Origin of the sequence: Pseudonocardia terrae (genome assembly GCF_021343995.1) — a bacterium.
GTDB classification, from domain to species: Bacteria; Actinomycetota; Actinomycetes; order Mycobacteriales; family Pseudonocardiaceae; genus Pseudonocardia; species Pseudonocardia terrae.
Map to the genome: position 1 here is coordinate 1 of NZ_JAJTTE010000074.1, position 21,343 is coordinate 21,343.

At 72.7% G+C, this 21,343-nt stretch carries 17 protein-coding genes and 1 pseudogene; 8 read left to right on the forward strand and 10 right to left on the reverse strand.

Annotated elements, in window-relative coordinates; translation table 11 throughout:
- Nucleotides 1-211: 211 nt before the first annotated feature.
- On the reverse strand, nucleotides 212-1,822 hold the full coding sequence (locus tag LWC33_RS31225) for an AMP-binding protein (protein WP_233308301.1): 1,611 nt from the start codon (nucleotides 1,820-1,822) through the stop codon (nucleotides 212-214).
- 269 nt (nucleotides 1,823-2,091) lie between these two features.
- Here LWC33_RS31225 and LWC33_RS31230 point away from each other — a divergent pair, with 269 nt between their 5' ends.
- Entirely contained in the window at nucleotides 2,092-3,033 is a 942-nt protein-coding gene (locus LWC33_RS31230) for an NAD(P)H-dependent flavin oxidoreductase (RefSeq protein ID WP_233308302.1), read from the forward strand.
- Nucleotides 3,034-3,081: 48 nt separating this feature from the next.
- Here LWC33_RS31230 and LWC33_RS31235 read toward each other — a convergent pair whose 3' ends face one another.
- The 3 genes from LWC33_RS31235 to LWC33_RS31245 all read right to left on the reverse strand — a co-directional run bounded on the left by LWC33_RS31235 (nucleotide 3,082) and on the right by LWC33_RS31245 (nucleotide 5,725).
- Nucleotides 3,082-3,927 carry an SDR family NAD(P)-dependent oxidoreductase gene (locus tag LWC33_RS31235; RefSeq protein WP_233308303.1) on the reverse strand — a complete coding sequence of 282 codons (846 nt, stop codon included), beginning with the start codon at nucleotides 3,925-3,927 and terminating at the stop codon, nucleotides 3,082-3,084.
- A 3-nt stretch (nucleotides 3,928-3,930) separates the two neighbouring features.
- Nucleotides 3,931-4,497 (reverse strand): carboxymuconolactone decarboxylase family protein, encoded by a 567-nt coding sequence (locus LWC33_RS31240; RefSeq protein WP_233308304.1) that lies wholly within the window; start codon nucleotides 4,495-4,497, stop codon nucleotides 3,931-3,933.
- A 217-nt stretch (nucleotides 4,498-4,714) separates the two neighbouring features.
- Complete coding sequence (locus LWC33_RS31245; RefSeq protein ID WP_233308305.1) at nucleotides 4,715-5,725, reverse strand: LacI family DNA-binding transcriptional regulator; 1,011 nt, start codon at nucleotides 5,723-5,725, stop codon at nucleotides 4,715-4,717.
- Between the two features lie 228 nt (nucleotides 5,726-5,953).
- Here LWC33_RS31245 and LWC33_RS31250 point away from each other — a divergent pair, with 228 nt between their 5' ends.
- The 7 genes and pseudogenes from LWC33_RS31250 to LWC33_RS36670 all read left to right on the forward strand — a co-directional run bounded on the left by LWC33_RS31250 (nucleotide 5,954) and on the right by LWC33_RS36670 (nucleotide 15,993).
- Nucleotides 5,954-7,534 (forward strand): ABC transporter substrate-binding protein, encoded by a 1,581-nt coding sequence (locus tag LWC33_RS31250; protein WP_233308306.1) that lies wholly within the window; start codon nucleotides 5,954-5,956, stop codon nucleotides 7,532-7,534.
- Nucleotides 7,535-7,619: 85 nt separating this feature from the next.
- Nucleotides 7,620-8,462: an alpha/beta fold hydrolase gene (locus tag LWC33_RS31255; RefSeq protein ID WP_233308307.1), complete on the forward strand. Its 843-nt coding sequence runs from the start codon at nucleotides 7,620-7,622 to the stop codon at nucleotides 8,460-8,462.
- Nucleotides 8,459-9,400 carry an ABC transporter permease gene (locus LWC33_RS31260; protein WP_233308308.1) on the forward strand — a complete coding sequence of 314 codons (942 nt, stop codon included), beginning with the start codon at nucleotides 8,459-8,461 and terminating at the stop codon, nucleotides 9,398-9,400. The genes LWC33_RS31255 and LWC33_RS31260 overlap by 4 nt, the downstream gene beginning before the upstream one ends.
- A complete protein-coding gene (locus LWC33_RS31265; protein WP_233308309.1) occupies nucleotides 9,397-11,370 on the forward strand; it encodes a dipeptide/oligopeptide/nickel ABC transporter permease/ATP-binding protein in 1,974 nt (657 codons plus the stop codon). Before LWC33_RS31260 ends, LWC33_RS31265 begins: the two co-directional genes overlap by 4 nt.
- Nucleotides 11,367-12,203: an ATP-binding cassette domain-containing protein gene (locus LWC33_RS31270; RefSeq protein WP_233308310.1), complete on the forward strand. Its 837-nt coding sequence runs from the start codon at nucleotides 11,367-11,369 to the stop codon at nucleotides 12,201-12,203. Before LWC33_RS31265 ends, LWC33_RS31270 begins: the two co-directional genes overlap by 4 nt.
- Nucleotides 12,203-13,762: pseudogene (locus tag LWC33_RS31275) on the forward strand (ABC transporter substrate-binding protein). Before LWC33_RS31270 ends, LWC33_RS31275 begins: the two are co-directional and overlap by 1 nt.
- 53 nt (nucleotides 13,763-13,815) lie before the next feature.
- A complete protein-coding gene (locus LWC33_RS36670) occupies nucleotides 13,816-15,993 on the forward strand; it encodes a carboxylesterase family protein (RefSeq protein ID WP_372476737.1) in 2,178 nt (725 codons plus the stop codon).
- Nucleotides 15,994-16,001: 8 nt separating this feature from the next.
- Here LWC33_RS36670 and LWC33_RS31295 read toward each other — a convergent pair whose 3' ends face one another.
- From LWC33_RS31295 to LWC33_RS31320, 6 genes are read right to left on the reverse strand one after another with little or no spacing between them, the layout of a single operon-like run.
- The gene (locus tag LWC33_RS31295; protein ID WP_233308314.1) at nucleotides 16,002-17,186 is read right to left on the reverse strand and encodes a CoA transferase; all 1,185 of its coding nucleotides are present in this window, start codon (nucleotides 17,184-17,186) and stop codon (nucleotides 16,002-16,004) included.
- Entirely contained in the window at nucleotides 17,183-17,434 is a 252-nt protein-coding gene (locus tag LWC33_RS31300) for a winged helix-turn-helix domain-containing protein (protein ID WP_233308315.1), read from the reverse strand. Before LWC33_RS31300 ends, LWC33_RS31295 begins: the two co-directional genes overlap by 4 nt.
- A gap of 19 nt (nucleotides 17,435-17,453) precedes the next feature.
- Nucleotides 17,454-18,659, reverse strand: coding sequence for an acetyl-CoA C-acetyltransferase (locus LWC33_RS31305; RefSeq protein WP_233308316.1), 1,206 nt, complete (start codon nucleotides 18,657-18,659; stop codon nucleotides 17,454-17,456).
- Nucleotides 18,659-19,387, reverse strand: coding sequence for a 3-oxoacyl-ACP reductase FabG (fabG, locus tag LWC33_RS31310; protein ID WP_233308317.1), 729 nt, complete (start codon nucleotides 19,385-19,387; stop codon nucleotides 18,659-18,661). The genes LWC33_RS31305 and fabG overlap by 1 nt, the downstream gene beginning before the upstream one ends.
- Before the next feature lie 26 nt (nucleotides 19,388-19,413).
- Nucleotides 19,414-20,187 carry an SDR family oxidoreductase gene (locus LWC33_RS31315; RefSeq protein ID WP_233308318.1) on the reverse strand — a complete coding sequence of 258 codons (774 nt, stop codon included), beginning with the start codon at nucleotides 20,185-20,187 and terminating at the stop codon, nucleotides 19,414-19,416.
- A gap of 6 nt (nucleotides 20,188-20,193) precedes the next feature.
- Nucleotides 20,194-21,339, reverse strand: coding sequence for an acyl-CoA dehydrogenase family protein (locus LWC33_RS31320; RefSeq protein WP_372476736.1), 1,146 nt, complete (start codon nucleotides 21,337-21,339; stop codon nucleotides 20,194-20,196).
- Nucleotides 21,340-21,343 lie beyond the last annotated feature (4 nt).

The following is a 21,343-nucleotide window of genomic DNA, read 5'->3' on the forward strand; positions in this document are numbered from 1 at the left end:
CAAGCGACTCCAGGCCGCTTGACCGGGGATCTCCGAGCGAAGAGTCTCGAATGACCCGGCCCGGTCCGCGCCCCGAACGGCGCGGACCGGGCCGGTCCCGTGCTCGGCCGCTGATCGTCGCGAGCACCGCCTCCGCCGCGCGGGTCGGTCCAAGATCGACTCGCAGGCCCGCGACACGACGCGGCGCTGCGACGAGGGGTCACCACCAGGCTCAGTGCCGCGAGCGCAGGGCCTTTTTGTCGATCTTGCCGATTGCGGTGGTGGGCAGCGCGTCGACCAGGAGGATCTGCTTCGGCGCCTGGACGGCGCCCTTGAGCTCGCGGACATGGCCGCTCAGGTCCGTGGCGGTGGCGGCGGACCCCGGCCGCAGGACGACGGCGGCGGTCACCGCCTCGCCCCACCGCTCGTCGGGGATGCCGTAGACCGCCGCGGCGGCGACGGAGGGGTGGGAGGTGAGGGCGTCCTCGACCTCCCGCGGGTAGACGTTGAACCCGCCGCTGATGATCATGTCCTTGAGGCGGTCGACGATGGTCAGGAAGCCGCGCTCGTCGCGCCGGGCGAGGTCGCCGGTGTGGAGCCATCCGTCGGCGAGGGTCTCGGCGGTGAGCTCGGGCTTGCCGACGTAGCCCTCCATCACGAAGGGTCCGCGGACGCAGATCTCCCCCGTCTCGCCCGTCGGCACCTTGGCGCCGTCGGGGTCCAGAAGGGTGACCTCGTTCGGCGAGACCGGCACCCCGCAGGACCCGACCAGTGCGGGGTCCTGGTGCTCGTCCCGCCGCAGCACGCTGATCGGGTAGCACTCCGTCTGGCCGTAGAGGTGCGAGAAGACCGGACCGAACCGCTCGGTGGCCTGTGCCAGCCGGGTGGGCGAGATCGGGGCGGCCCCGTAGAGGACGAGCTCGAGCGAGCTCAGGTCGGTGCGGGACAGCGCAGGTTCGTCGAGCAGGGAGTAGATCATCGTGGGCACCGCGAGGGTCATCGTGATGCGGTCCCGCTCGACCGCGGCCAGCACCCGGCCAGGGTCGAACGCCTGGTGGAGGTGGACGGTGCCGCCACGCAGGAGCACAGGCAGGACCTTGGTGCCGCCGACGTGGCTGATCGGTGCCACCGCGAGGTAGCGGGCGCCGACCGGCACCTCGAAGTCCGACAGGACCGCCTGCACGGCGCGGCTGAGCGCCCGGTGTCGCCGCACGGCACCCTTGGGCGTCCCCGTGGTGCCGCCGGTGTAGTTGACCAGGCCGATCTCGTCCGACCGGGCCGTGTCCACCGCGCGGACGGAGCCGACCGCATGCGCCTCGGCCAGCAGGTCCGGCCCCCCGACCTCGCCCCCGAGCCCGAACACGTGGACGCCGTCCGCCTGCTCGGCCAGCTCGTGGGCCCGGATGGCGTGCGTGCGCACGTCGACCAGGCAGGCGGCCGCGTCGAGGTCGGCGAGCTGGTAGAGCTGGTCCTGGAGCGACCCCTTCGGGTGCAGCGGCGAGGACACCATGCCACACGCCTGGACGGCGACTCCTGCGCACCAGACCGCGACGCTGTTGCCGCCCAGCAGGCCCACCCGGTCCCCGCGGCGGAGGCCCTTCGCCTGGAGCACGGTCTGAATCCGGCCGATCAGCTCGAGGACGGCGCCGTACGTGAGGGATTCCGCGCCGTCGACGAACGCCACGCGGTCCGGGTAGCGGCGCAGCGCCCGCAGGGTGAGCTCGCTGACCGTCGGCCCCACCCACGGGACCTCCTCGGGTACGGGCCGCGCCGTGATGCCGGGCCACCGGACGCCCTCGCCGTGCTCCGCCCGCGACGACAACGAATGGTGGGAGACCGTCATCGATTCCTCCGTGCGACGTCGAACGGGATGTGGGGAGGGCGGCTCCGCGCCGCCTCCTCCGGAGACCGAGTCAAACAACGATCACGGGCCTCGGCAACGAGGTCGGGCCTATCGGATCGTGAGGCGAGAGCTATGGGGGCATAGGCAGCGCCTCACGCCGGTATCGGCGGCACGTCCTTGCCGACGGTGTCGGAGTCGATGTTCGCTGGGTCCGGCGCCCGGCGTCCCCGGCGCGCGACGGCGACGCGACACGACGGTGTGGAGGTGCCATGACGGCGCACGAGGGGCTCGGACGGCTACCGGCCGCGATCACGGACCGGCTGCGGCTACCGGTGATCGCCGCCCCGATGCTGCGGGTGTCCGGGCCCGAGCTCGTCTCCGCGTGCTGCAACGCCGGTGTCATCGGGGCCTTCCCCACGGCGAACGCGCGGTCCACGGCCGAGCTCGACGAGTGGTTCGCCGAGATCGCCGCGAGCACCTCGGCGGATGCCCCGCCCTGTGCCGCGAACATCATCATCCGGTCGCCGCGCGCGGAAGCGGACCTGGAGGTGATCGCCAGGCACCGCGTCCAGGTGGTCATCACGAGCGTGGGATCGCCCGCGGGCGTGGTCGCGCCGCTGCACGAGGCGGGCGCGCTCGTGCTTGCAGACGTCGCAACACTCACGCACGCCCAACGCGCCGTGGCCGCGGGGGCCGATGCACTCATCCTGCTCTCCGCCGGTGCGGGCGGACAGACCGGCTGGATGAACCCGTTCGCCTTCGTCCGCGCGGTGCGGGCCTTCTTCGACGGCCCGATCGTCCTGGCAGGCGGGATCAGCGACGGCCACGCGCTGCGGGCAGCGCGGGTGCTCGGCTGCGACCTGGCCTACATGGGTACGCGGTTCATCGCCGCGGAGGAGAGCCGCGCGGCGCCCGAGTACAAGCAGATGCTGGTCGACTCCACCCTCGACGACGTCGTCCTCACCCGGGCCTTCACCGGGCTCGCAACCAGCATGCTCCGCCCGTCCATCGTCGCCGCCGGCCTCGACCCCGCCACCCTCGACGAGATGGTCACGCCGGAGAGCGCGGCCGTCCTGTTCGGTGGCGGGGCGAGTCCGCGGCGCTGGACCGACGTCCGGAGCGCGGGGCACACCGTCTCCGGGGTCGACGCCGTGCGCCCCGCCGCCGAGATCGTCGAGCAGGTGCACACGGAGTTCACGAAGGCCGAGTGAGCCCCGATCCCGCAGGCCACGCCCATGAGGTCGTGGCCTGCGACCGGCTCAGCGCCGGGCATCGAGCGACGCGACGGCGTTCCGGCCGCGGAACAGGCTGTCGGAGCCCCGTGCCGTCAGTCCGCCGTCGACCATGATCGTCGCCCCGGAGACGTACGACGCGTCCTCGGACGCCAGGAACGCGACGGCCGACGCCACCTCGTCGGGCCTGCCCTGGCGGGCGAGCGCCGGCAGCGCGTTGCGGAGGGTGCTGATCCCCGCGCCGTTGCCCATGCTGCGCCGACCCATGGCGGAGTCGATCAGGCCCAGGACCACCGTGTTCGCCCTGATCCCGTCCATCCCGTACCGGACGGCGATGTGGCGGGCCAGCGCGAGCTGGGCCGCCTTGGACGTCTCGTAGCCGAGGTCGAACCCGCTGCCCTGCACGCCGGCGATCGAGCTGACGAACACGAACGCACCGCGCCCGCGCTCCACCATGGACGGCAGCACCCGCTGGGCCGTGACCCAGTGGCTGCGCACGTTGACGTGCATCGCGAAGTCGAACTGCTCCTCGCTCTGCCGGGAGATCGGGCCTCCTCCACCGATGCCGACGTTGCCGATCACGACGTCCACCGGCCCGAGCTCGCGCTCGGTCCGGTCCACGGCCGCGCGGCAGGCGTCGGGGTCGGAGGCATCCGCCGCGATCGCCAGACCCGGCTCCGCCAGCAGCGCGACGGTCTGCGCCGCCCGCTCCTCGCTGAGGTCGGTCACGGCGACCCGTGCGCCCTCCTCCGCGAGCCTGCACGCGATCGCCCGTCCGTTGCCCGTCGCCGTCGGGTCGTCGGGCAGACCGTCGACGCCGCCGCCGAGCACCAGCACGGTGGCGTCCGCGAAGCGTCCGTACCCCTCCGGCACGGGTCAGCTCCTCGCCGACGCGGTCGACCGGGCGGCCGGCCAGCCGGGGGTGTCGTCCTCGCGCTCGACGCCGGCGGCGTTGAGGAACCCGGCGAGCATCCGGTAGAAGCCCGGGAGCAGCAGGATCTCGATGACCGTGCCCTCGTCGTGGGCCGTGGTGAGCTCGGCCCAGAGCTCGGCGCCCAGCGTGTCGGTCGCGACCAGCTCGTCGACCACGCGCAGGAGCAGCGCGTCGGCCGCCGACCAACCCTCGACGCCCGGCTGCACGATCCGGTCGATCTCCTCGTCGGTCACACCCGCCTTGGCGCCGATGATCATGTGTTGCCCGAACTCGTACTCCGAGCCGGAGTGGTGCGCGCTGCGCAGGATCATCAGCTCGCGCGCCCGCGCGTCCAGCCGGTGGTCCCGAAACAGGAACACGGTGCCCATGGGCCGGAGCTTGGCCAGCAGCGCGGGGTGGTGCGCGAGCGTGCGGAAGATGTTCAGCGGCTCGCCGCGCTGGAGCGCGGTGCCCATCAGCCGGAGCTGCTCGGCGTCGGGCGACGCCACGGGCGCGAGACGGGGGGACATGGCACTCCTCATCGTGACCGTCCGAGCGACGGCCCGCGGGGAGCATCACGCCCGCGAGCCGAACCGACCCACGGATCACGCGGCTCGCTCCCTCGGAAACCTGTGCGAGCCGGGGAACCGGCCCGCCGACAGCAGACCATCGCGGACGCGTGCGCGGCAAAGAGACGCTGCCGTACGGTTCGACAGGCAGAACCTATTCGACCGAGCGCCTGGTCGCTCAGCCCAGTGTGGACCCCCGCGCCACCAGCTCGACCGGCTCGGAGGGGATCTCCCAGGGCACCTGCCTGCCGGAGACGACGTCGTCCAGCCGGTCCCCCAGGGTCCGCAGCGCGGGCACCTCGCCGATCGCGACGGACGTCAGCTGGGGGCTGAGCAGCCGGGCGATGGGTGAGTCGTCAGAGCCGACCACGGCGAGGTCGGTGGGCACACGTAACCCGAGCTCCGCCAGGGCGGCGTAGACGACGACGGCGAGATCGTCCGACTGGCACACCACGGCGGTCGGGCGGGGGTCGTCCCGCAGGGCCGCGCGCAGCGCCTCCTCGGCGGCGGTCACCGACTGCTCGGCCCACACCGGCCGGACGGTGCCGCCGACCGGCCCGACCACATCCCGCAGCCCCTCCGTCCGGTAGTCCGCGACCGGGGCGGACAGCGGGCCGGGCGTCGCGACATACACCAGGTGGCGGTGTCCCCGTTCAACGAGGTGCGCGCCGATCCGGGCGCCGATGTCCACCTGACTGAAGGTCACCGTGTGCACGCCGGGCACCGGGCGCTCCCCGAACCCGAGGATCCCCGCTGCCCCGCCCGCCCGGAGCACCCGCACCACCTGTGGGGTCAACACGGCGGCGGGGGCGATGACCCCGACGGGGTGCACCTGTCCGTAGGTGGCCAAGAGGCGCTCCGCGTCCACTCCGGCCCGGACCTGGATGAGGGCGTGATAGCCGCGCTCCTCGAGCCGGGTCACCGTGGTCGCCATCAGGTCCGCGACGAGCGGGCCGATCGGCCAGCTCCCCACCGCGAACAGGACCAGTCGGTTGCCGCCGCGGCGCAGGTTCACGGCCGCGGCGTTCGGCAGGTACCCGAGGTCCTCGGCCACGGCCCGGACGTGCTGACGCGTGGCCTCCGAGATCCGCTGGGTGGTCGAACCGTTCAGCACGTAACTGACGGTCGCGCGCGAGACCCCCGCCGCGCGCGCCACGTCCGCCGCCGTCAGCCGGGGGGTGCTGGTCATCGCGTCCTCTCCTGGCCCGTCACCTCCCCGAGACGATACTCGTGCTTGACTCGTGTCAAGCACCAGCCTTACGGTCTCGACACACCCGGCCCGGCCGCTCCGCCGGTCGAGCCACCCCCGCCGTCATCCATCCCCGACGGCATCGCAGTGTCCCCAGATTTGTCCTGTCAACACTACGAGACGACAGCACGTCACGATGACGTGCAGTCCCGGTCGAAGGAGACCAGCGTGGGTCGACCTCGTGTCACGTCATGGCGGGCGGCGGTGGCTGCGGCCGTCGCCGCGGCGAGCCTCGTGCTCGCGGGCTGCGGGTCCGGCGGCGGGTCCGCCGCCGCCACCGACGGTGAGCTGACCGTCGCCGTACCCAGTGCCGTGAGCAGCCTCAACCCGATCAAGATCGGGACGGGCATCCCGGACCAGTTCTTCGTCCAGCCCGCGTACGACTCGCTGATCGTGCGGTCGTCCGACGGCACCCTCGTGCCCGGTCTGGCCACCGAGTGGGCCTACACGGATGCGACCAACCGGACCTTCCAGCTCACCCTGCGCGAGGGCGTGGCCTTCAGCGACGGGACCCCGCTCGACGCCGCCGCCGTGAAGCAGTGGATGGAGTACTTCAAGGGCGGCAACGGACTGTTCTCGTCGCGATTCGCGAACGTCACCTCGATCGACGTCGACGGACCGCAGCGGCTCACCATGCACCTGGCCGCCAGCGACGCGGCGTGGCCCGAGAGTCTCACCCAGGACCGGTACGGCTACGTGATCTCCCCCAAGGGCATCGCGAACCCGGATGCGCTGGGTACGGCGTCGTTCGGAGCGGGTCCCTATGTGCTCGACCCCGCGGCGACGGTCAGTGGGTCGGTGTACTCCTACACCCGGAACCCGAGCTACTGGAACCCCGAGCAGCAGCACTGGGACCGCCTCACGATCAAGGTCGTCCCCGATGCGGCCGCCCGACTCAGCGCCGTCCAGAGCGGCCAGGCGGACGTCGCCGTCGGCGACGCGACCACCGCGTCGACCGCGCAGACCGGTCGATCCGCGATCGACGTCGTGACCGCGCCGTACCTGTGGAACTCCTTGATCCTTCTCGACCGCGGCGGCGCGCTGCAGCCCGCCCTCGGCGACGCCCGGGTCCGCCAGGCGCTGAACTTCGCCGTCGACCGGACCGCCGTGGCGAAGGCCGTGTTCCGGGACTTCGGCGACCCGAACGTCTCGATGCTGACCCCGGAGATGACCGGGTTCGCCCAAGCCACCGAGGACCGGTACTCCTACGACCCTGCCAAGGCGAAGGCGCTGCTGGCCGAGGCGGGCTACCCGAACGGCTTCACCCTCGACGTGATCGTCAGCAACCGCAACGGACTGGAGTCGACGTTCGCCCAGTCCCTGACCAGTTATTACGACGCGATCGGCGTGAAGCTGACCCTGCACCAGATGGAGCGCGGCGCCGCCGTCCAGGCGCTGCGGAACAAGCAGTACCCCGCGATGGTGTTCTTCGGCCAGGTGGAGGCCCCCAACCTGCTCACCCAGGAGCAACTGCAGGCCTCCTCGGGCGTACTGAACCCCTGGGAGACCACCGACGCGCCGCTGCAGGACCTCTACGCGCGCTTCCAGGCCACGCCGGCGGGCCCCGAGCAGACCGCGCTGCAGGAGCAGATGCAGGCCCGGATCGTCGACCAGGGCCTCTACGTCCCGATCAGCACGCTGCAGGCCGTCTACTTCGTGCGCGAGGGCGTAACCGGCGTCGAGGTGAGCGGCGGTGAGCCGATCATGAACCTCTACACCCTGCGGCCCGCGGCCGACACGACCGACTGAGCTCCGCCACCACAGGACCACGGCCCGGGACGCGCGCCGCAGAGACCGTCCCGGGCCGGGCCACCACCGGCCCCAGGAGGCCCTCATGCCCTACGCCGACCTGACCACCCACCGCCTGTACTACGAGACGCAGGGCCCCGAGTCGGGCGAACCCCTGGTCCTGATCCATGGCCTCGGGGCGCAGCTCATCGCCTGGTTCCCCGGGTTCGTCGCCGAGTTGGAGAAGCACGACTTCCGCGTCGTCCTGTTCGACAACCGCGACATCGGACTGTCGTCGGAGTTCCCACACGACGCGCTCTACACCGTCGACGACATGGCGGCGGACGTCGTCGGCCTGATGGACCACCTCGGCCTGGACAGCGCCCACATCGCGGGCCAGTCGATGGGCGGGATGATCGCCCAGCAGTTCGCGATCACCTACCCCGAGCGTCTGCGCAGCCTGTGCTCCATCTACTCGGCGCCGCACATCGGCTTCCGCCGCACCGATGACCCCTACGTGCAGGAGGTGCGCGGCAGGCGGCCCGCCGCCGACCGCGACTCCGCCATCGCGCACTACATCGAGCAGGAGCGGATCTCCGGCCTCGACGGGCTCACCGAGCAGGAGATCCTGGAGTTCGCCACGGCGGTGTACGACCGCAGCCACCGGCCGGACGGCCAGGCCCGACAGCAGCGCGCGATCATGGACGCGCCCGACCGCAGGCCGGGTCTCGCGGGGATCACGGTGCCCACCGTCGTCATCCACGGCCGCGACGACCGACTGATCGACTTCACCGGCGGCATCGCGACGGCGCAGGCCGTCCCCGACTCCGAACTGCACGTCTACGCCGGCATGGGGCACCAGATCCCGCCCCACTTGTGGTCGGACACCGCCGGAGTGATCGCCCGCAACGCGCGGCGCCGCCTCCCGGACCGGGCGGTGTGCGCATGATCCGGATGGTCGCGGGCAGGCTCGCGTTGTCCATCCCCCTCGTGCTCATCGTGACCGCGGTGGTGTTCGTGCTGATGAACGCACTGCCCGGCAACGCCGCCTCCGCCATCCTCGGCACCAACGCCACCCCCGAGGCGATCGAGAGCCTCACCCGCGAGCTCGGTCTCGACCAGCCGGTGTGGGCCCAGTACTGGACCTGGCTCTCCGGCGTCCTGCAGGGCGACCTCGGGGTGTCGATCTTCAACAACGAGCCGGTGACCGACCTCGTCAACGCCCGGTTCGGCGTCACGCTGCTGCTGCTCGTGGGTGCCCTCGGCGTGGCGATCGTCGCGGGCGTCTCGGTCGGCGTGCTGACCGCGCGCCGCCAGGGCTGGGTCAGCCGGGTGATCGACGTGCTCGCCATCGCGGGCTTCGCGGTCCCCGCCTTCTGGCTGGCCCTGCTCCTGATCTACCTCTTCGCCGTCCAGCTGGCGCTGCTGCCCGCCACCGGCTACGTCCCGTTCCTCGACGATCCCCTCGAGTGGTACTACTCGCTCGTGCTGCCGGTGCTCGCCCTCGCCGCCGGGATGATCACCTCGCTCGCCAAGCAGACCCGCGACTCGATGCTCGAGGTGCTGGCGAGCCCGTACGTGACCGCGCTGCGCGCCAACGGGATCCGCGAGCGCAGCGTCGTGTTCAAGCACGCCCTGCGCAACGCCGCCATCCCGATCGTCACGGTGGTCGGCGTGCTGTTCGTCGGCTCGCTCACCGGCGCCGTGGTCATCGAGTCCATCTTCGTGCTGCCGGGCCTCGGTACCACGGTCGTGACGGCCACCGCCCAGCGCGACATCCCGGTCATCCTGGGCGCGGCGCTCTACCTGACGCTGCTGGTCGTCGCGATCAACATCCTCACCGACCTCGCCTACGGCTGGCTCAACCCGAAGGTGCGCGCGCGATGACCCTCGACTCCCTGTCCCGAACCGACTCCCCCACCACCACACCGCCTCGGCGCCCGGACCGGCCGCGCCGGGCCTTCGCCCGCAGGCTGCTGCGCTCCGGCAGCGGGGCGTTCTCGGTCTCCCTGCTGGTCCTGCTCGTGCTGGCCTGTGCCGGGGCCGCCTGGCTCGCCCCGTACGACCCGCTGCAGAACGACCTGGCCCACGTCCTCGAGGGTCCCTCGGCCGCCCACCTGCTGGGCACTGACACCGTCGGGCGCGACGTGCTCAGCAGGCTGTTGTTCGTCGGGCAGCCGACCTTCCTCGGCGTCGCCGAGGCCCTGGCGGTGGCCCTGCTGATCGGCGTGCCCGCGGGCACCGTCGCCGGGTACTTCGGCGGCTGGTTCGACGCCGTCATCAGCCGGGTCGCGGACATCGGCATGGCCATCCCGGCGATCGTCGTGCTGCTCATGGCGCTGGCCGTGTTCGGCCAGAACCAGCACGCCGCGATGATCACCCTCGGCGTCCTGTTCACCCCAGGGCTCACCCGGGTGGCCCGTGCGGCCGCCCTTGCCACCCGCAACGAGCTGTACGTGGCGGCGGCCCGGGTCGCGGGCCTCGGCCACATCCGGGTCATGGTGCGGCACATCCTGCCACGGATCACCAACCCGATCGTCGTGCGCTCCGCGCTCCTGGCGGGTACCGCGCTGTTGGTCCAGAGCGGTCTCGGGTTCCTCGGGCTGGGGGTCTCCCCGCCCGCTCCCACCTGGGGCGGGATGGTCTCCGAGGGATCGACGGTGCTGCAGGAGCAGCCGTGGCTCATCGTTCCGTCCGGCGGGGTCATCGCCGTCACCGTGCTGGCCTTCATCCTGCTCGGCGACGCCCTGCGCGACGCCGCCCAGGGCGGCCGCTCGGGGCTCGGCACCGCCGGTCGCAGGCTGGGCGCTGCCCCTCAGACCGTGGCCGGCACGGTCGCGGGCGAGGCCGCCCCGGAGCCGGTGCCGAACGCGGTCCTAGAGGTCCGCGACCTCACCGTGGAGCTGCCGCTGGCCGCGGGCTGGACCACCGTCGTGGACGGGGTGAGCTTCTCCGTCGGGCCCGGGGAGACCCTCGCGCTCGTCGGTGAGTCCGGCTGCGGCAAGACCGTCACCGCACTCTCGGTGCTGGGGCTGATCCCCGGCGGCGGGCGCATCGCGCGCGGCTCGGTCGACTTCGGCGGCACCGACCTCGCAACGGCGGACCCGTCCCGGCTCGCCGCGCTGCGCGGCTCGGAGATCGCCTTCATCTCGCAGGAGCCGATGGTGAGCCTGGATCCCTCGTTCACCGTGGGCAACCAGCTCGTCGAGTCGATCCGCACGCACGAGGGCGGGTCGACCGCCGCGGCCAGGATCCGGATGATCGAGCTGCTCACGCTCGTCGGGCTGCCCGAGCCGGAGGCGGTGGCCGCCAAGTACCCCCACCAGATCTCCGGCGGCATGGCCCAGCGTGTGGTCATCGCCCGCGCGCTCGCGGGCAGGCCGTCGCTGCTGATCGCGGACGAGCCCACCACCGCGCTCGACGCCACCGTCCAGGCCGGGATCCTCGAGCTGCTGCGCTCGCTGCAGCGCGAGCTCGGCATGGCCATGATCCTGGTGACCCACGACTGGGGCGTGGTCGCGGACATCGCCACCCGCGCCGTCGTGATGTATGCGGGCCAGGCCGTGGAGTACGCCGCGGTCGAGGACGTCTTCACCCGACCCGCCCACCCGTACACGTTCGGCCTGCTCCAGGCGGACCCGCACCTGGCCGTCGAGGGGCAGCGGATCCGCACGATCGAGGGGACCGTCCCGCCGCCGCCGAGCTGGCCCGTCGGCTGCCGCTTCGCGGGCCGCTGCTTCCTGCGGACCGACGCGTGCGACGCGTCCCCGATCCCGCTCACCGTCACCGGTGACGCACGACGGGCCCGCTGCCTGCACACCGACCGCATCCTGCAGACCACCGGAGCGATTTCATGACCCCCGCCCTGCTGTCCGTCGACGACCTGCGGGTCGAGTTCTCCCGCGGGTTCGGCAAGGGCCGCTTCGCCGCCGTCGACGGGGTGAGCTTCGAGGTCCACCCCGGTGAGACCGTCGGACTCGTCGGCGAGTCGGGGTCCGGGAAGTCCACCACCGGCAACGCGGTCCTCGGCCTCGTCCGGCCCACCGGGGGCACGGTCACGTTCGACGGGCAAGACATCACCCACCTCACCGGACGGCCGCGCCGCACGCTCAGCGCGCACCTGCAGGTGGTCTTCCAGGACCCCTACAGCTCGCTCAACCCGAGCCGGACGATCGCCCAGACCCTCGCCGAGCCGCTGCTCGTGCACCGCGACCTGAAGCCGGTCGAGATCCGTCGGGCCGTCGGCGAGATGCTCGAACGCGTCGGGCTGACCCCGGCGGACGCGAACCGCCACCCCGCGGCCTTCTCCGGCGGCCAGCGGCAGCGGATCGCGATCGCCAGGGCACTGATGCTGCTGCCCAAGCTCGTGATCTGCGACGAAGCGGTCAGCGCGCTGGACCTGTCCACCCAGGCGCAGGTCCTGAACCTGTTGCGGGACCTGCAGCGGGACATGGACCTCGCCCTGCTGTTCATCTCCCACGACCTCGCGGTCGTCCGCTACATGTCGCACCGGATCGTCGTCCTGCAGGGCGGGAAGGTCATGGAGCAGGGCACCGCCCACCAGATCTACACCGCACCCGAGCACCAGTACACACGCAAGCTCCTCGATGCATCGCCGGTTCCCGAACCGGCGAAGCAGGCCGCGCGGCGGCTGCGCCGTGAGGCCGAGGCGCTGGGGATGGGGGCGTGATGCGACACCTCTCGCGACGGATCACCGTCCTCGTCCTCGGCCTGCTCCTCGTCGTCACCGGCTGCTCGCAACGGGCGGGCGCCGGGCCCGCCCCGCAGGACCCGGACGTGCTGCGCATCGCGATCGGCTCGGCCCCCGCGACCCTCGACCCCGCCCGCGGCAGCAACGGCGACCCCGGCGTCATCATCTTCGAGCTCGCCTACGAGCCGCTGATCCGCAAGCTGCCCGACGGCTCGTTCGGGCCCGCGCTCGCCACCGAGTGGCGCTACACCGACGCCACCAACACGACGTTCGAGATGACCCTGCGGGAGAACGTCCGGTTCAGCGACGGCTCCGCGCTGACCGCCCAGGGCGTCAAGGACCACCTCGAGTACTACGGCCGCGCGGGCGGTTCGTTCGCCAGCAGGCTCCAGCAGTTCGACGGGATCGACGTGACGGGCCCGCTCGGTCTGCGGATCCGGCTCAAGACCCCGAACCCCGAGCTGCCCTACCTGCTCGCCCAGCGCTCGACGATGGGCGACGTGATCAGCCCGACCGCGCTGGCCGACCCCGCGGTGCTCGGCACCGCGACGGCGGGTGCCGGCCAGTACATGATCGACAAGGCTGAGACCACCACCGGCCAGACCTACACCTACGTCCCGAACCCGCAGTACTGAGACCCGGGCGCGGTGCACTGGCGGAAGGTCGTCGTCTCGATCATCCCCGAGCCCAACGCGGCCCTCGCGGCCCTGCAGACCGGCCAGGTCGACTACGCCTTCGGCACCTCCCGCACCGCGGCATCCGCACGGGAGGCGGGCTTCCAGGTGCTGCACGAGCCGTACCTGTTCACCCAGGTCCAGCTGATGGACCGGGCGGGCGCGCTCGTGCCCGCTCTCGGCGACCAGCGCGTGCGTCAGGCGCTGAACCTGGCCCTCGACCGACCCGCGCTGGCCACCGCCCTGTTCGGCGAGTTCGGGCGCCCGAACAACCAGAGCTCGGTGCCCGGCACCGACAGCTGGTCCGACGACCTCGACGGCCGTTACCCCTACGACCCGGACCGCGCCCGCGCGCTGCTGGCCGAGGCCGGCTACCCGCAGGGCTTCACGCTGCCGATGGTCGCGTTCAACCTGCAGCCGGGCCAGACCGAGGCCGCCCAGGCCGTCGCCGCGCAGTGGAAGGCCATCGGGGTGGACGTGCAGATCTCCGTGCCCGCCAGCCTGGCCGAGTTCGGCCAGCAGTTCCGGCGGTCGCCCTCGATGATGTTCTTCTACGGCGTCAACCCCATGTACGTCATGGGCACCGAGTGGTTCGGCAACGGCTACGCCAACCCGCACAAGGTCTCCGACCCCGAGATCGACGCACTCTTCGCCGCGGGCGCCGCGGAGACCGACCCGGTGCGCCGGGCGGAGCTGTGGACGCAGCTGCAGACCCGGATGCTGGATCTCGCGTGGATGGTGCCGTTCGGGGCGCAGGACAAGATCGTGCTCGCGCGCCCCGGCCTCGAGGGCATCGACCTCGGGCCCGGCAACCTCGATCCCGACCCGGTGATGTTCCGGGCGGGCGAGGCGGCGTCGTCGTGACCGTCGTCCACACCCCGCACGGCCGGATCGAGGGCGTCACCCTCGAGCACGGCGTGACACGCTTCCTCAACGTCCCTTACGCGGCCACCCCGACCGGGTCGCTACGGTTCCGCGAGGCCGCCCCGGTCCGCCCCTGGACCGGGGTCCGCGACGGCACGCGGCCGGGCGCGACCTGCCCGCAGTACGAGGTCGCGAGCCCGCTGCACGGCAGGCTCGCCTCCCCCGGCTGGGTCCGGGGCGACGACGTCCTCACGCTCAACGTGTGGACGCCGGACCGCGCCGGGTCGGCCCCGGTCGCCGTGTGGATCCACGGCGGCGCGTTCAAGGAGGGCGGCGGGGCGCTGCCGATGTACGACGGCAGCGCCTTCGCCCGGGACGGCGTGGTCGCCGTGTCGATCAACTACCGGGTCGGCGCCGAGGGGTTCCTGCTGCTGCCGGACGCGCCCGCCAACCTCGGCCTTCGCGACCAGGTCGCGGCGCTGCGCTGGGTCCGGGAGCACATCGCGGATTTCGGCGGCGATCCCGACCGGGTCACGATCTACGGCCAGTCCGCGGGCGGGATCAGCGTGGCCCACCTCGTCGCGGCGCCTGCCGCGCGCGGCCTGTTCCACGCGGCCGTCAACCAGAGCGGACCCATGGGCTACACCGTGGACGCGGAGCAGGCCACGGCCGCGACGGCCGCGATCGCCCGGGAGCTGGACGTCTCCCCCACCGCGACCGGCTTCGCCGCGGTCGCGCCCGAGCGGCTGTTCGAGGTGATGTCCACGGTGACCGGCGCGCCCGGTGCCGACCTGTCCCGCGCGCCCCACCGGCTCAGCGTGGTGCGGGAACCGGACTTCGACCCCACCGACCCGGTTCAGCTCCCGCGTGCCGATCATGGCCGGGTTCTGCACCGACGAGGCGCTGCTGCACACCTTCCCGGACCCCGAACGGGACCGGGCGGGCGTGGAGCGCGCGCTCGCCGGCGTCGTCGCCGATCCCCCCGCCTACCTGGACGATGTCCGGGGCGCGCTACCGGATCTCGGCTGGGGCACGATCCTGCGCAAGACCCACGAGCAGCACGGGTTCGTCTCCGGGATCCTGGCCTGGCTCGACGCCGCCCGCGACGAGGGCCTGCCGGTCTGGGGGTACGAGTTCGCGTGGCGCACCGCGGCGTTCGGCGGGGACCCGGGCGCGTACCACGACCTCGAGGTCCCCTTCGTGTTCGCGCTACTCGACCGCGACGCCACGCTCGACATGACCGGCCCCGAACCGCCCCGCGCGTTGGAGGAGCGCATGCACGGCGACTGGATCCGGTTCGTCCGCGACCACACCCTGCCGACTCCCCGGTTCGACGGGACGTTCGCCTCGCTGGCCCACTACGACGTCCGGCCGCGGCCGTACCCGTGGGTGACCGAGACGCTCCACCACCTGCACCGCGCCCACCGCGTGGTGCCGGAGGGGGCGCGCCCGTGACCGCGTTCCTCCGGTCCGCGGAGTCCGTGACACTGCCGCCCGCCCGGATCGACCGGAGCAGCCCCGTCCCGCTGCACCACCAGGTGGCGACGTGGCTGGAGGGGCTCATCGTCGACCAGACGCTGCTCGACGGCGCCCGGCTCACGAACGAGATCGACCTCGCCGCGGAGCTGGGCGTGTCCCGGCCGACCATGCGACGCGCTCTCGCCCACCTCGTCGGCCGGGGCCTGCTCGTCCGACGGCGCGGCGTCGGCACCACGGTCCGGACACCGCCCGTCGGCCGGGCCCCCACCCTGCGGAGCATGCACCAGGACATCGTGGACCGGGGCGCGACCCCGCGCACCACGGTCCTGGTGTGCGAGCCGCGACCCGCCGAGGGCATGGTCGCCGAGGCGCTCGGGGTGGCGCCCGAGACCTCGGTGACCTGGATCGAACGGGTCCGCCACGCCGACGAGGAGCCCGTCGCGATCCTGCACAACGCCATCCCGGCCGACGTCGCGCGCCTCGACGGCACCGACCTGGAGACCCACGGTCTCTACGACCTGCTCGGCCGGGCCCGGTGTGTCCCGCACACGGCCCGGGACGTGCTGTCCGCGCGGGCGGCCACCGCAGCCGAGGCCCGCCTGCTCGGCGAGCCCCGCCGGGCGCCGCTCCTCGTCGTCCACCGGACCACCTGGAACGCGCGCGGTCGCGCCGTGGAGTACGCGGTGCACCACTTCCGAGCCCGAACCCACCGCGTGGAGACGACGATCGGCGCTCTGGGCGGAGCGATCTGAACCGGGGGTCAGATCACCCGGCGGTCGTGGAGGCGGCCGATCTCGGCGCCCGACAGCGTGAGGACCTCCGCGAGCACCTCGTCCGTCTCGCGGCCCAGGACCGGGGTCGCACCGGCCTCGCCGTGCTCGCCGTCGAACCGCAGCGGCGACCGGGCGGTGATGCCGGTGTCCCCGTTCGGCATGGGAAGGTCGGCGAGCACCGCGTGCCCACCGGCCCGGTGAGCGGTGACCAGGTCGGTCATCCCCTGGTAGCGGCCCCACAGCACCCGGGCGGCGTCCAGCTCGTCGGCTACGGACTTGGAGTCCCGGGCCAGGAACCACGGCTTGAGGATGGCCGCGATCGTCTCGCGCAACCGGTACCGCTCGGCCTCCTGAGTGAGGTCGGCGTCGAGAGCCTGCTCGAGTGCGGCGAGCACCGCGGTCGTCCCCGTCACCGAGGTCAGCGCCGACCACTGGGCCGGGGTCAGGGCCACCACCATCACCCGCTGCCCGTCCGAGCAGGCGAAGTCCACCCCGAACGATCCGTACACGTGGTTGCCGTGCCGCGGCCGGTCGGTGCCGCGCTCGGCCACCTCCGACAGCCAGCCGAGGTTGGCCACGCCCGCGAGCGCGACGTCCGCCAGCGCCAGCTCCACGTACGCGCCACGCCCGGTGCGCGAGCGCTCGTACAGCGCGGCGAGCACCCCGGTGGACACGCTGAGCCCGGTCACCAGGTCCCAGGCCGGCAGCACGTGGTTGACCGGGGCGCCGCCCTCCTCGCTCCCGGTGATCAGCGGGACCCCGACCCCGGCGTTCACCGTGTACTCCACCGCCGGGCGTCCGTCGGGATGGCCCTGCACGCGCAGGTGGATGAGGTCCGGACGGCGCGCGACGAGGGCGTCGTTCGCCATCCACGGTCGGCCGACCACGTTGTCGACGAGGACCCCGACCTCCGCGATCAGGGAGAGGACCAGCTCACGGCCCTCGTCGGAGCGGAGGTCGACCGCGATCGAACGCTTCCCCTTGTTCAGCGAGGCCCAGTAGAACGAGTCGCCTGCCCCGTCCACCGGCCAGCGCTTGTGGTCCGAACCGCCGCCGAGCGGGTCGACCCGGATCACGGACGCTCCCAGCTGTGCCAGCGTCATCCCTCCCGTCGGGCCCGCGACGAAACTCGCGCACTCGACGATCCCGAGTCCCTTCAGGGGACCGCTCATGACCATTCCTCTCGTAGACCCCGGCAGTGCAGGCACGACGTCGCGGTGCCGCGGACGTAGGTGCCGGACTGCCGGCGCGTCGACACCAGCTCGGCGGCGGCGAGCTGCGACAGCGCCCGGCGGACGGCCGCCCGGCCGACCCCGAGCCTGCGGGCGAGGTCCCGCTCGGCCGGCAGCCGGTCGCCGGGTCGGCCCCGTGCGACGAGCAGGGCCAGCGCGCGGGCGACCTCGGGATGCGTTCTGGACATGGGTCCGCCGCGGGCGCGGTCAGGCCCGCTCGAACACCGCGGCGAGGCCCTGGCCGCCGCCGATGCACATGGTGACCAGGCCGCGGCGGGCGTCGCGGCGGCGCAGCTCACGCCCGAGCGAGCCGACCATGCGCGCCCCGGTGGCGCCCACCGGGTGCCCCAGCGAGATCCCGGAGCCGTGCACGTTGGTGCGCTCGAAGTCCGCATCGGTGAACTTCCACTCCGCCGTGACGGCCAGGACCTGGGCCGCGAACGCCTCGTTCAGCTCGATGACGTCCATGTCCGCGAGGGTGAGGCCGGCGCGGTCGAGGGCGGCCGCGGTGGCGGGTACCGGCCCGATCCCCATCACCCGCGGGGCCACCCCGGACACCGCCCAGGACGTCAGCCGCAGATAGGGCCGCAGCCCCAGCTCGTCCGCCTTGTCGGCGGTGGTGACGAGGGTGAGCGCCGCGGCGTCGTTCTGGCCGCTGGAGTTCCCGGCGGTGACGGTCGCGCCCTCGTCCTCCGTGCCCAGGATCGGGCGGAGCCGGGCGAGCGCCTCGACCGTGGAGTCCGCGCGGGGGTGCTCGTCGGTGTCGATGACGAGCTCGCCCTTCCGCTGCGGCACGGTGACCGGAACGATCTCCTCGGCCAGCAGGCCCGCCTGCTGCGCGGCGACGGCCCGCTGGTGCGAGGCGACGGCGAGCTCGTCCTGCGCCTCGCGCGGGATGGCGTACTCCCGGCGCAGGTTCTCCGCGGTCTCGAGCATGCCGCCGGGCACCGGGTGGTCCCGGCCGCCGGCGGTGGTGCGCGCCCGGGCGAGGGTGTCGTGCAGGGCGATCCCGCGGGCGCCGCCCCACCGCATGTCCACCGAGTAGAACGAGGCGTTGCTCATGCTCTCGACGCCACCGGCCACGACGACGTCGTTCGCCCCGGACTGGACCTGCATGATCCCGTTGAGCACCGCCTGCAGCCCCGACCCACAGCGCCGGTCGAGGTGCTGCCCACCGACGGTGATCGGCAGGCCGGCGTCGAGCGCGACGACCCGGCCGGTGGCCGGGGCCTCACCGTTGGCGTTGCAGTGCCCGAGGATGACGTCCTCGATCTCGGCGGGGTCCACGCCCGTCCGGTCGAGGAGGCCCTTCATCGCCGTCACCCCGAGGTCCACCGCGGTGAGCGAGCGGAACATGCCGCCGTAGCGGCCGATGGGCGTGCGGACGGTCTCGCAGACGACGACGTCGCGCATCAGATGTGCCGCCCGCCGGTGACCTCGAGGACGCAGCCGGTCATGTAGGACGACAGGTCGCTCGCGAGGAACAGCGCCACCGAGGCGATCTCGCTCGGGTCGCCCACGCGCTGCATCGGGATCTCGGCGACCTTCGCGTCGAACACGTCCTGGCGCAGCGCCGCGGTCATGTCGGTGCGGATCAGGCCGGGCTGGATGGCGTTGACACGGACGCCCTTGTACGCCAGCTCCTTGGCGGCGGCCTTCGTCATGCCGACGATGCCCGCCTTGGCCGCGCTGTAGTTCGTCTGGCCCGCCATCCCGACCTTGCCGGAGATGGAGGACAGGTTCACGATCGCGCCGCGCTGCTGCTCGCGCATCACCGCGGCGGCCGCCCGGGTGCCCAACCAGGTGCCCTTGAGGTGGATGTCGATGACGGTGTCGAAGTCGTCGATCGTCATCTTCCGCAGGGTCGCGTCCCGGGTCACGCCCGCGTTGTTGACGAAGACGTCGAGCGAGCCGAACTCGCCGACGGCCGTGTCGACCGCGCGCTGCACGGCGTCGGGGTCGGTGACGTTGCAGGCCACCCCGCGGGCGACCGCACCGAGCTTCTCGGCGGACTCCTGGGCGAGGTCGCCGTCGATGTCGGCGAGGACGACCCGGGCGCCGTTCGCCACGAAGGTCTCGGCGATGGCGAAGCCGATGCCCTTCGCCCCGCCGGTGATCACTGCGGTCTGTTCCTGGAGCATGTCTGCCTCTCGCGTTCTGTCGGTGCTCAGTGGGTGCCGAGGGAGCGGCCGCCGTCCATGACCAGCGACGTGCCGGTGACGTACCCGGCGTGGTCGCTGAGCAGGAAGGTGGCGACCGCCGCGACCTCGGTCTTGGAGACGGTGCGCCGCAACGGGATCCGGGAGATCTCGGCTGCGCGGAACTCCTCGTCGCTCAGCAGGATGTCGACGCCGGCCGTGCCCTCGGTGATGCCCGGGACGAGCACGTTGACGCGGATGCCGTACGGACCCCACGCCGCGCCCAGCGACTTGGTCATGGTCAGCACGCCGGCCTTGGCACTCGCCGAGTGCACGGTCGTCGGGCTGCCCTGCATCGACATCGTAGAGCCGATGTTCAGGATCGACCCCGGCGCGCCCCGGTCGATCAGGTGCCTGCCCACCGCCTGGGTGCAGTGCCAGGTGCCGTCCAGGACGGTGCCCAGGACCGCCCGCCAGGCGTTGGGCGACATCTCCTCCGGGGCCACCCGGAAGTTGCCCGCCGCGTTGTTGACCAGGTGGTCGACCCGGCCGTGCGCGGCGACGACGGCGGCGATCGTGTCGTCGACCGCCGCCCGGTCCCGGATGTCCAGCGGGTGCACGGAGGCCCGCCCGCCGAGCTCCTCGATGCCGGCGCGGGCCGCCTCGAGCTTCTCGGCGGTGCGGCCGAGCAGCGCGACGGTGGCCCCGAGCCGGGCGAGCTCGCCCGCGATGGCCTCGCCGATGCCCGAGCCGCCGCCGGTGACCACGGCGACCCGGCCGTCGAACGTCCCCTTCTCCAGCACGGTCGGTCAGCCCGCCTCGGCCAGCAGCCGCTTCGCGATGATGACCTTCTGGATCTCGCTCGTGCCCTCGTAGATGCGGTAGAGCCGGGCGTCGCGGTACAGCCGCTCCGCGACGACGCCGCGCATGTAGCCCATGCCGCCGTGCACCTGCACCGCGCGGTCGGCGACCCGGCCGACCATCTCCGTGCAGAAGAGCTTGGCGGTCGACGGCAGCTTCCGGCGGTCGCCGCCCGCGTCGTACTCCGCGGCGGCCGCGAGCAGCATGGCCCGGCCCGCGTACAGCTCGGTGTAGGAGTCCGCGATCATGGCCTGGACCTGCTGGAACTCGCCGATCGGTCGGCCGCCCTGCTTCGTGGCGGCCGCGTGGGCGACCATCTCCTCCAGCAGCCGCTCGGCCATGCCGACGGCGAGCCCGGAGATGTGCAGCCTGCCGCGGGACAGAGTCCGCATCGCCGTGCCGAACCCCGCACCCTCGACGCCGCCGACCAGGGCCGAGGCCGGCACCCGGACCTCGGAGAACGAGACCTCGGCCGTGTGCGCGCCCCGCTGGCCCATCTTGGCGTCGGTGGGCCCGACCCGCAGACCGGGCAGGCCCGCGTCGACGGTGAACAGCGAGATGCCCTGCGTCCCGGTGCCCTCCGCACCGGTCCGGGCGAAGGTCATGAACACGCCCGCTTTGTCGGCATTGGTGATGAACCGCTTCTCACCGGTGATCACGTACTCGTCGCCGTCGCGGACCGCGCGGGTGCGCAGCCCGCTCGGGTCCGAGCCCGCCTCGGCCTCGGTGAGGGCGAAGGAGGCGACCAGCTCGCCGCTCGCCATGCGCGGCAGGTAGTCCTTCTTCTGCTCCTCGGTGCCGAGCGCGACGAGGGCCTGGCCCGCGATGCCGTTGTTCGTCCCGAACATCGAGCGGAAGCCCGGCGAGGTGTAGCCGACCTCGATCGCCAACCGCGCGTCCTCGGTCAAGGTGAAGCCCAGGCCGCCGTACTCCTCGGGCAGGGCGTAGCCGAACAGACCCATGTCCGCGGCAGCGCGACGGATCGTGGCCGGGATCTCGTCCGTCCGCTCGATCTCGTCCTCGGCGGGCACGACCTCCTTGCGCACGAAGTCTCGGACGGCGGCCAGCATGGCCTCGAAGTCTGCGGTGTCCACGATG

Excerpts from the sequence above, each read along its gene's own strand:
- LWC33_RS31260 (WP_233308308.1), top strand. The coding sequence starts at position 8,459 with ATGATCCGGATGGTCGCGGGCAGGCTCGCGTTGTCCATCCCCCTCGTG.
- LWC33_RS31230 (WP_233308302.1), top strand. The coding sequence starts at position 2,092 with ATGACGGCGCACGAGGGGCTCGGACGGCTACCGGCCGCGATCACGGAC.
- LWC33_RS31255 (WP_233308307.1), top strand. The coding sequence starts at position 7,620 with ATGCCCTACGCCGACCTGACCACCCACCGCCTGTACTACGAGACGCAG.
- LWC33_RS31270 (WP_233308310.1), top strand. The coding sequence starts at position 11,367 with ATGACCCCCGCCCTGCTGTCCGTCGACGACCTGCGGGTCGAGTTCTCC.
- LWC33_RS31225 (WP_233308301.1), bottom strand. The coding sequence starts at position 1,822 with ATGACGGTCTCCCACCATTCGTTGTCGTCGCGGGCGGAGCACGGCGAG.
- LWC33_RS31300 (WP_233308315.1), bottom strand. The coding sequence starts at position 17,434 with ATGTCCAGAACGCATCCCGAGGTCGCCCGCGCGCTGGCCCTGCTCGTC.
- LWC33_RS31240 (WP_233308304.1), bottom strand. The coding sequence starts at position 4,497 with ATGTCCCCCCGTCTCGCGCCCGTGGCGTCGCCCGACGCCGAGCAGCTC.
- LWC33_RS31295 (WP_233308314.1), bottom strand. The coding sequence starts at position 17,186 with ATGAGCGGTCCCCTGAAGGGACTCGGGATCGTCGAGTGCGCGAGTTTC.
- fabG (WP_233308317.1), bottom strand. The coding sequence starts at position 19,387 with ATGCTCCAGGAACAGACCGCAGTGATCACCGGCGGGGCGAAGGGCATC.
- LWC33_RS31245 (WP_233308305.1), bottom strand. The coding sequence starts at position 5,725 with ATGACCAGCACCCCCCGGCTGACGGCGGCGGACGTGGCGCGCGCGGCG.
- LWC33_RS31305 (WP_233308316.1), bottom strand. The coding sequence starts at position 18,659 with ATGCGCGACGTCGTCGTCTGCGAGACCGTCCGCACGCCCATCGGCCGC.
- LWC33_RS31265 (WP_233308309.1), top strand. The coding sequence starts at position 9,397 with ATGACCCTCGACTCCCTGTCCCGAACCGACTCCCCCACCACCACACCG.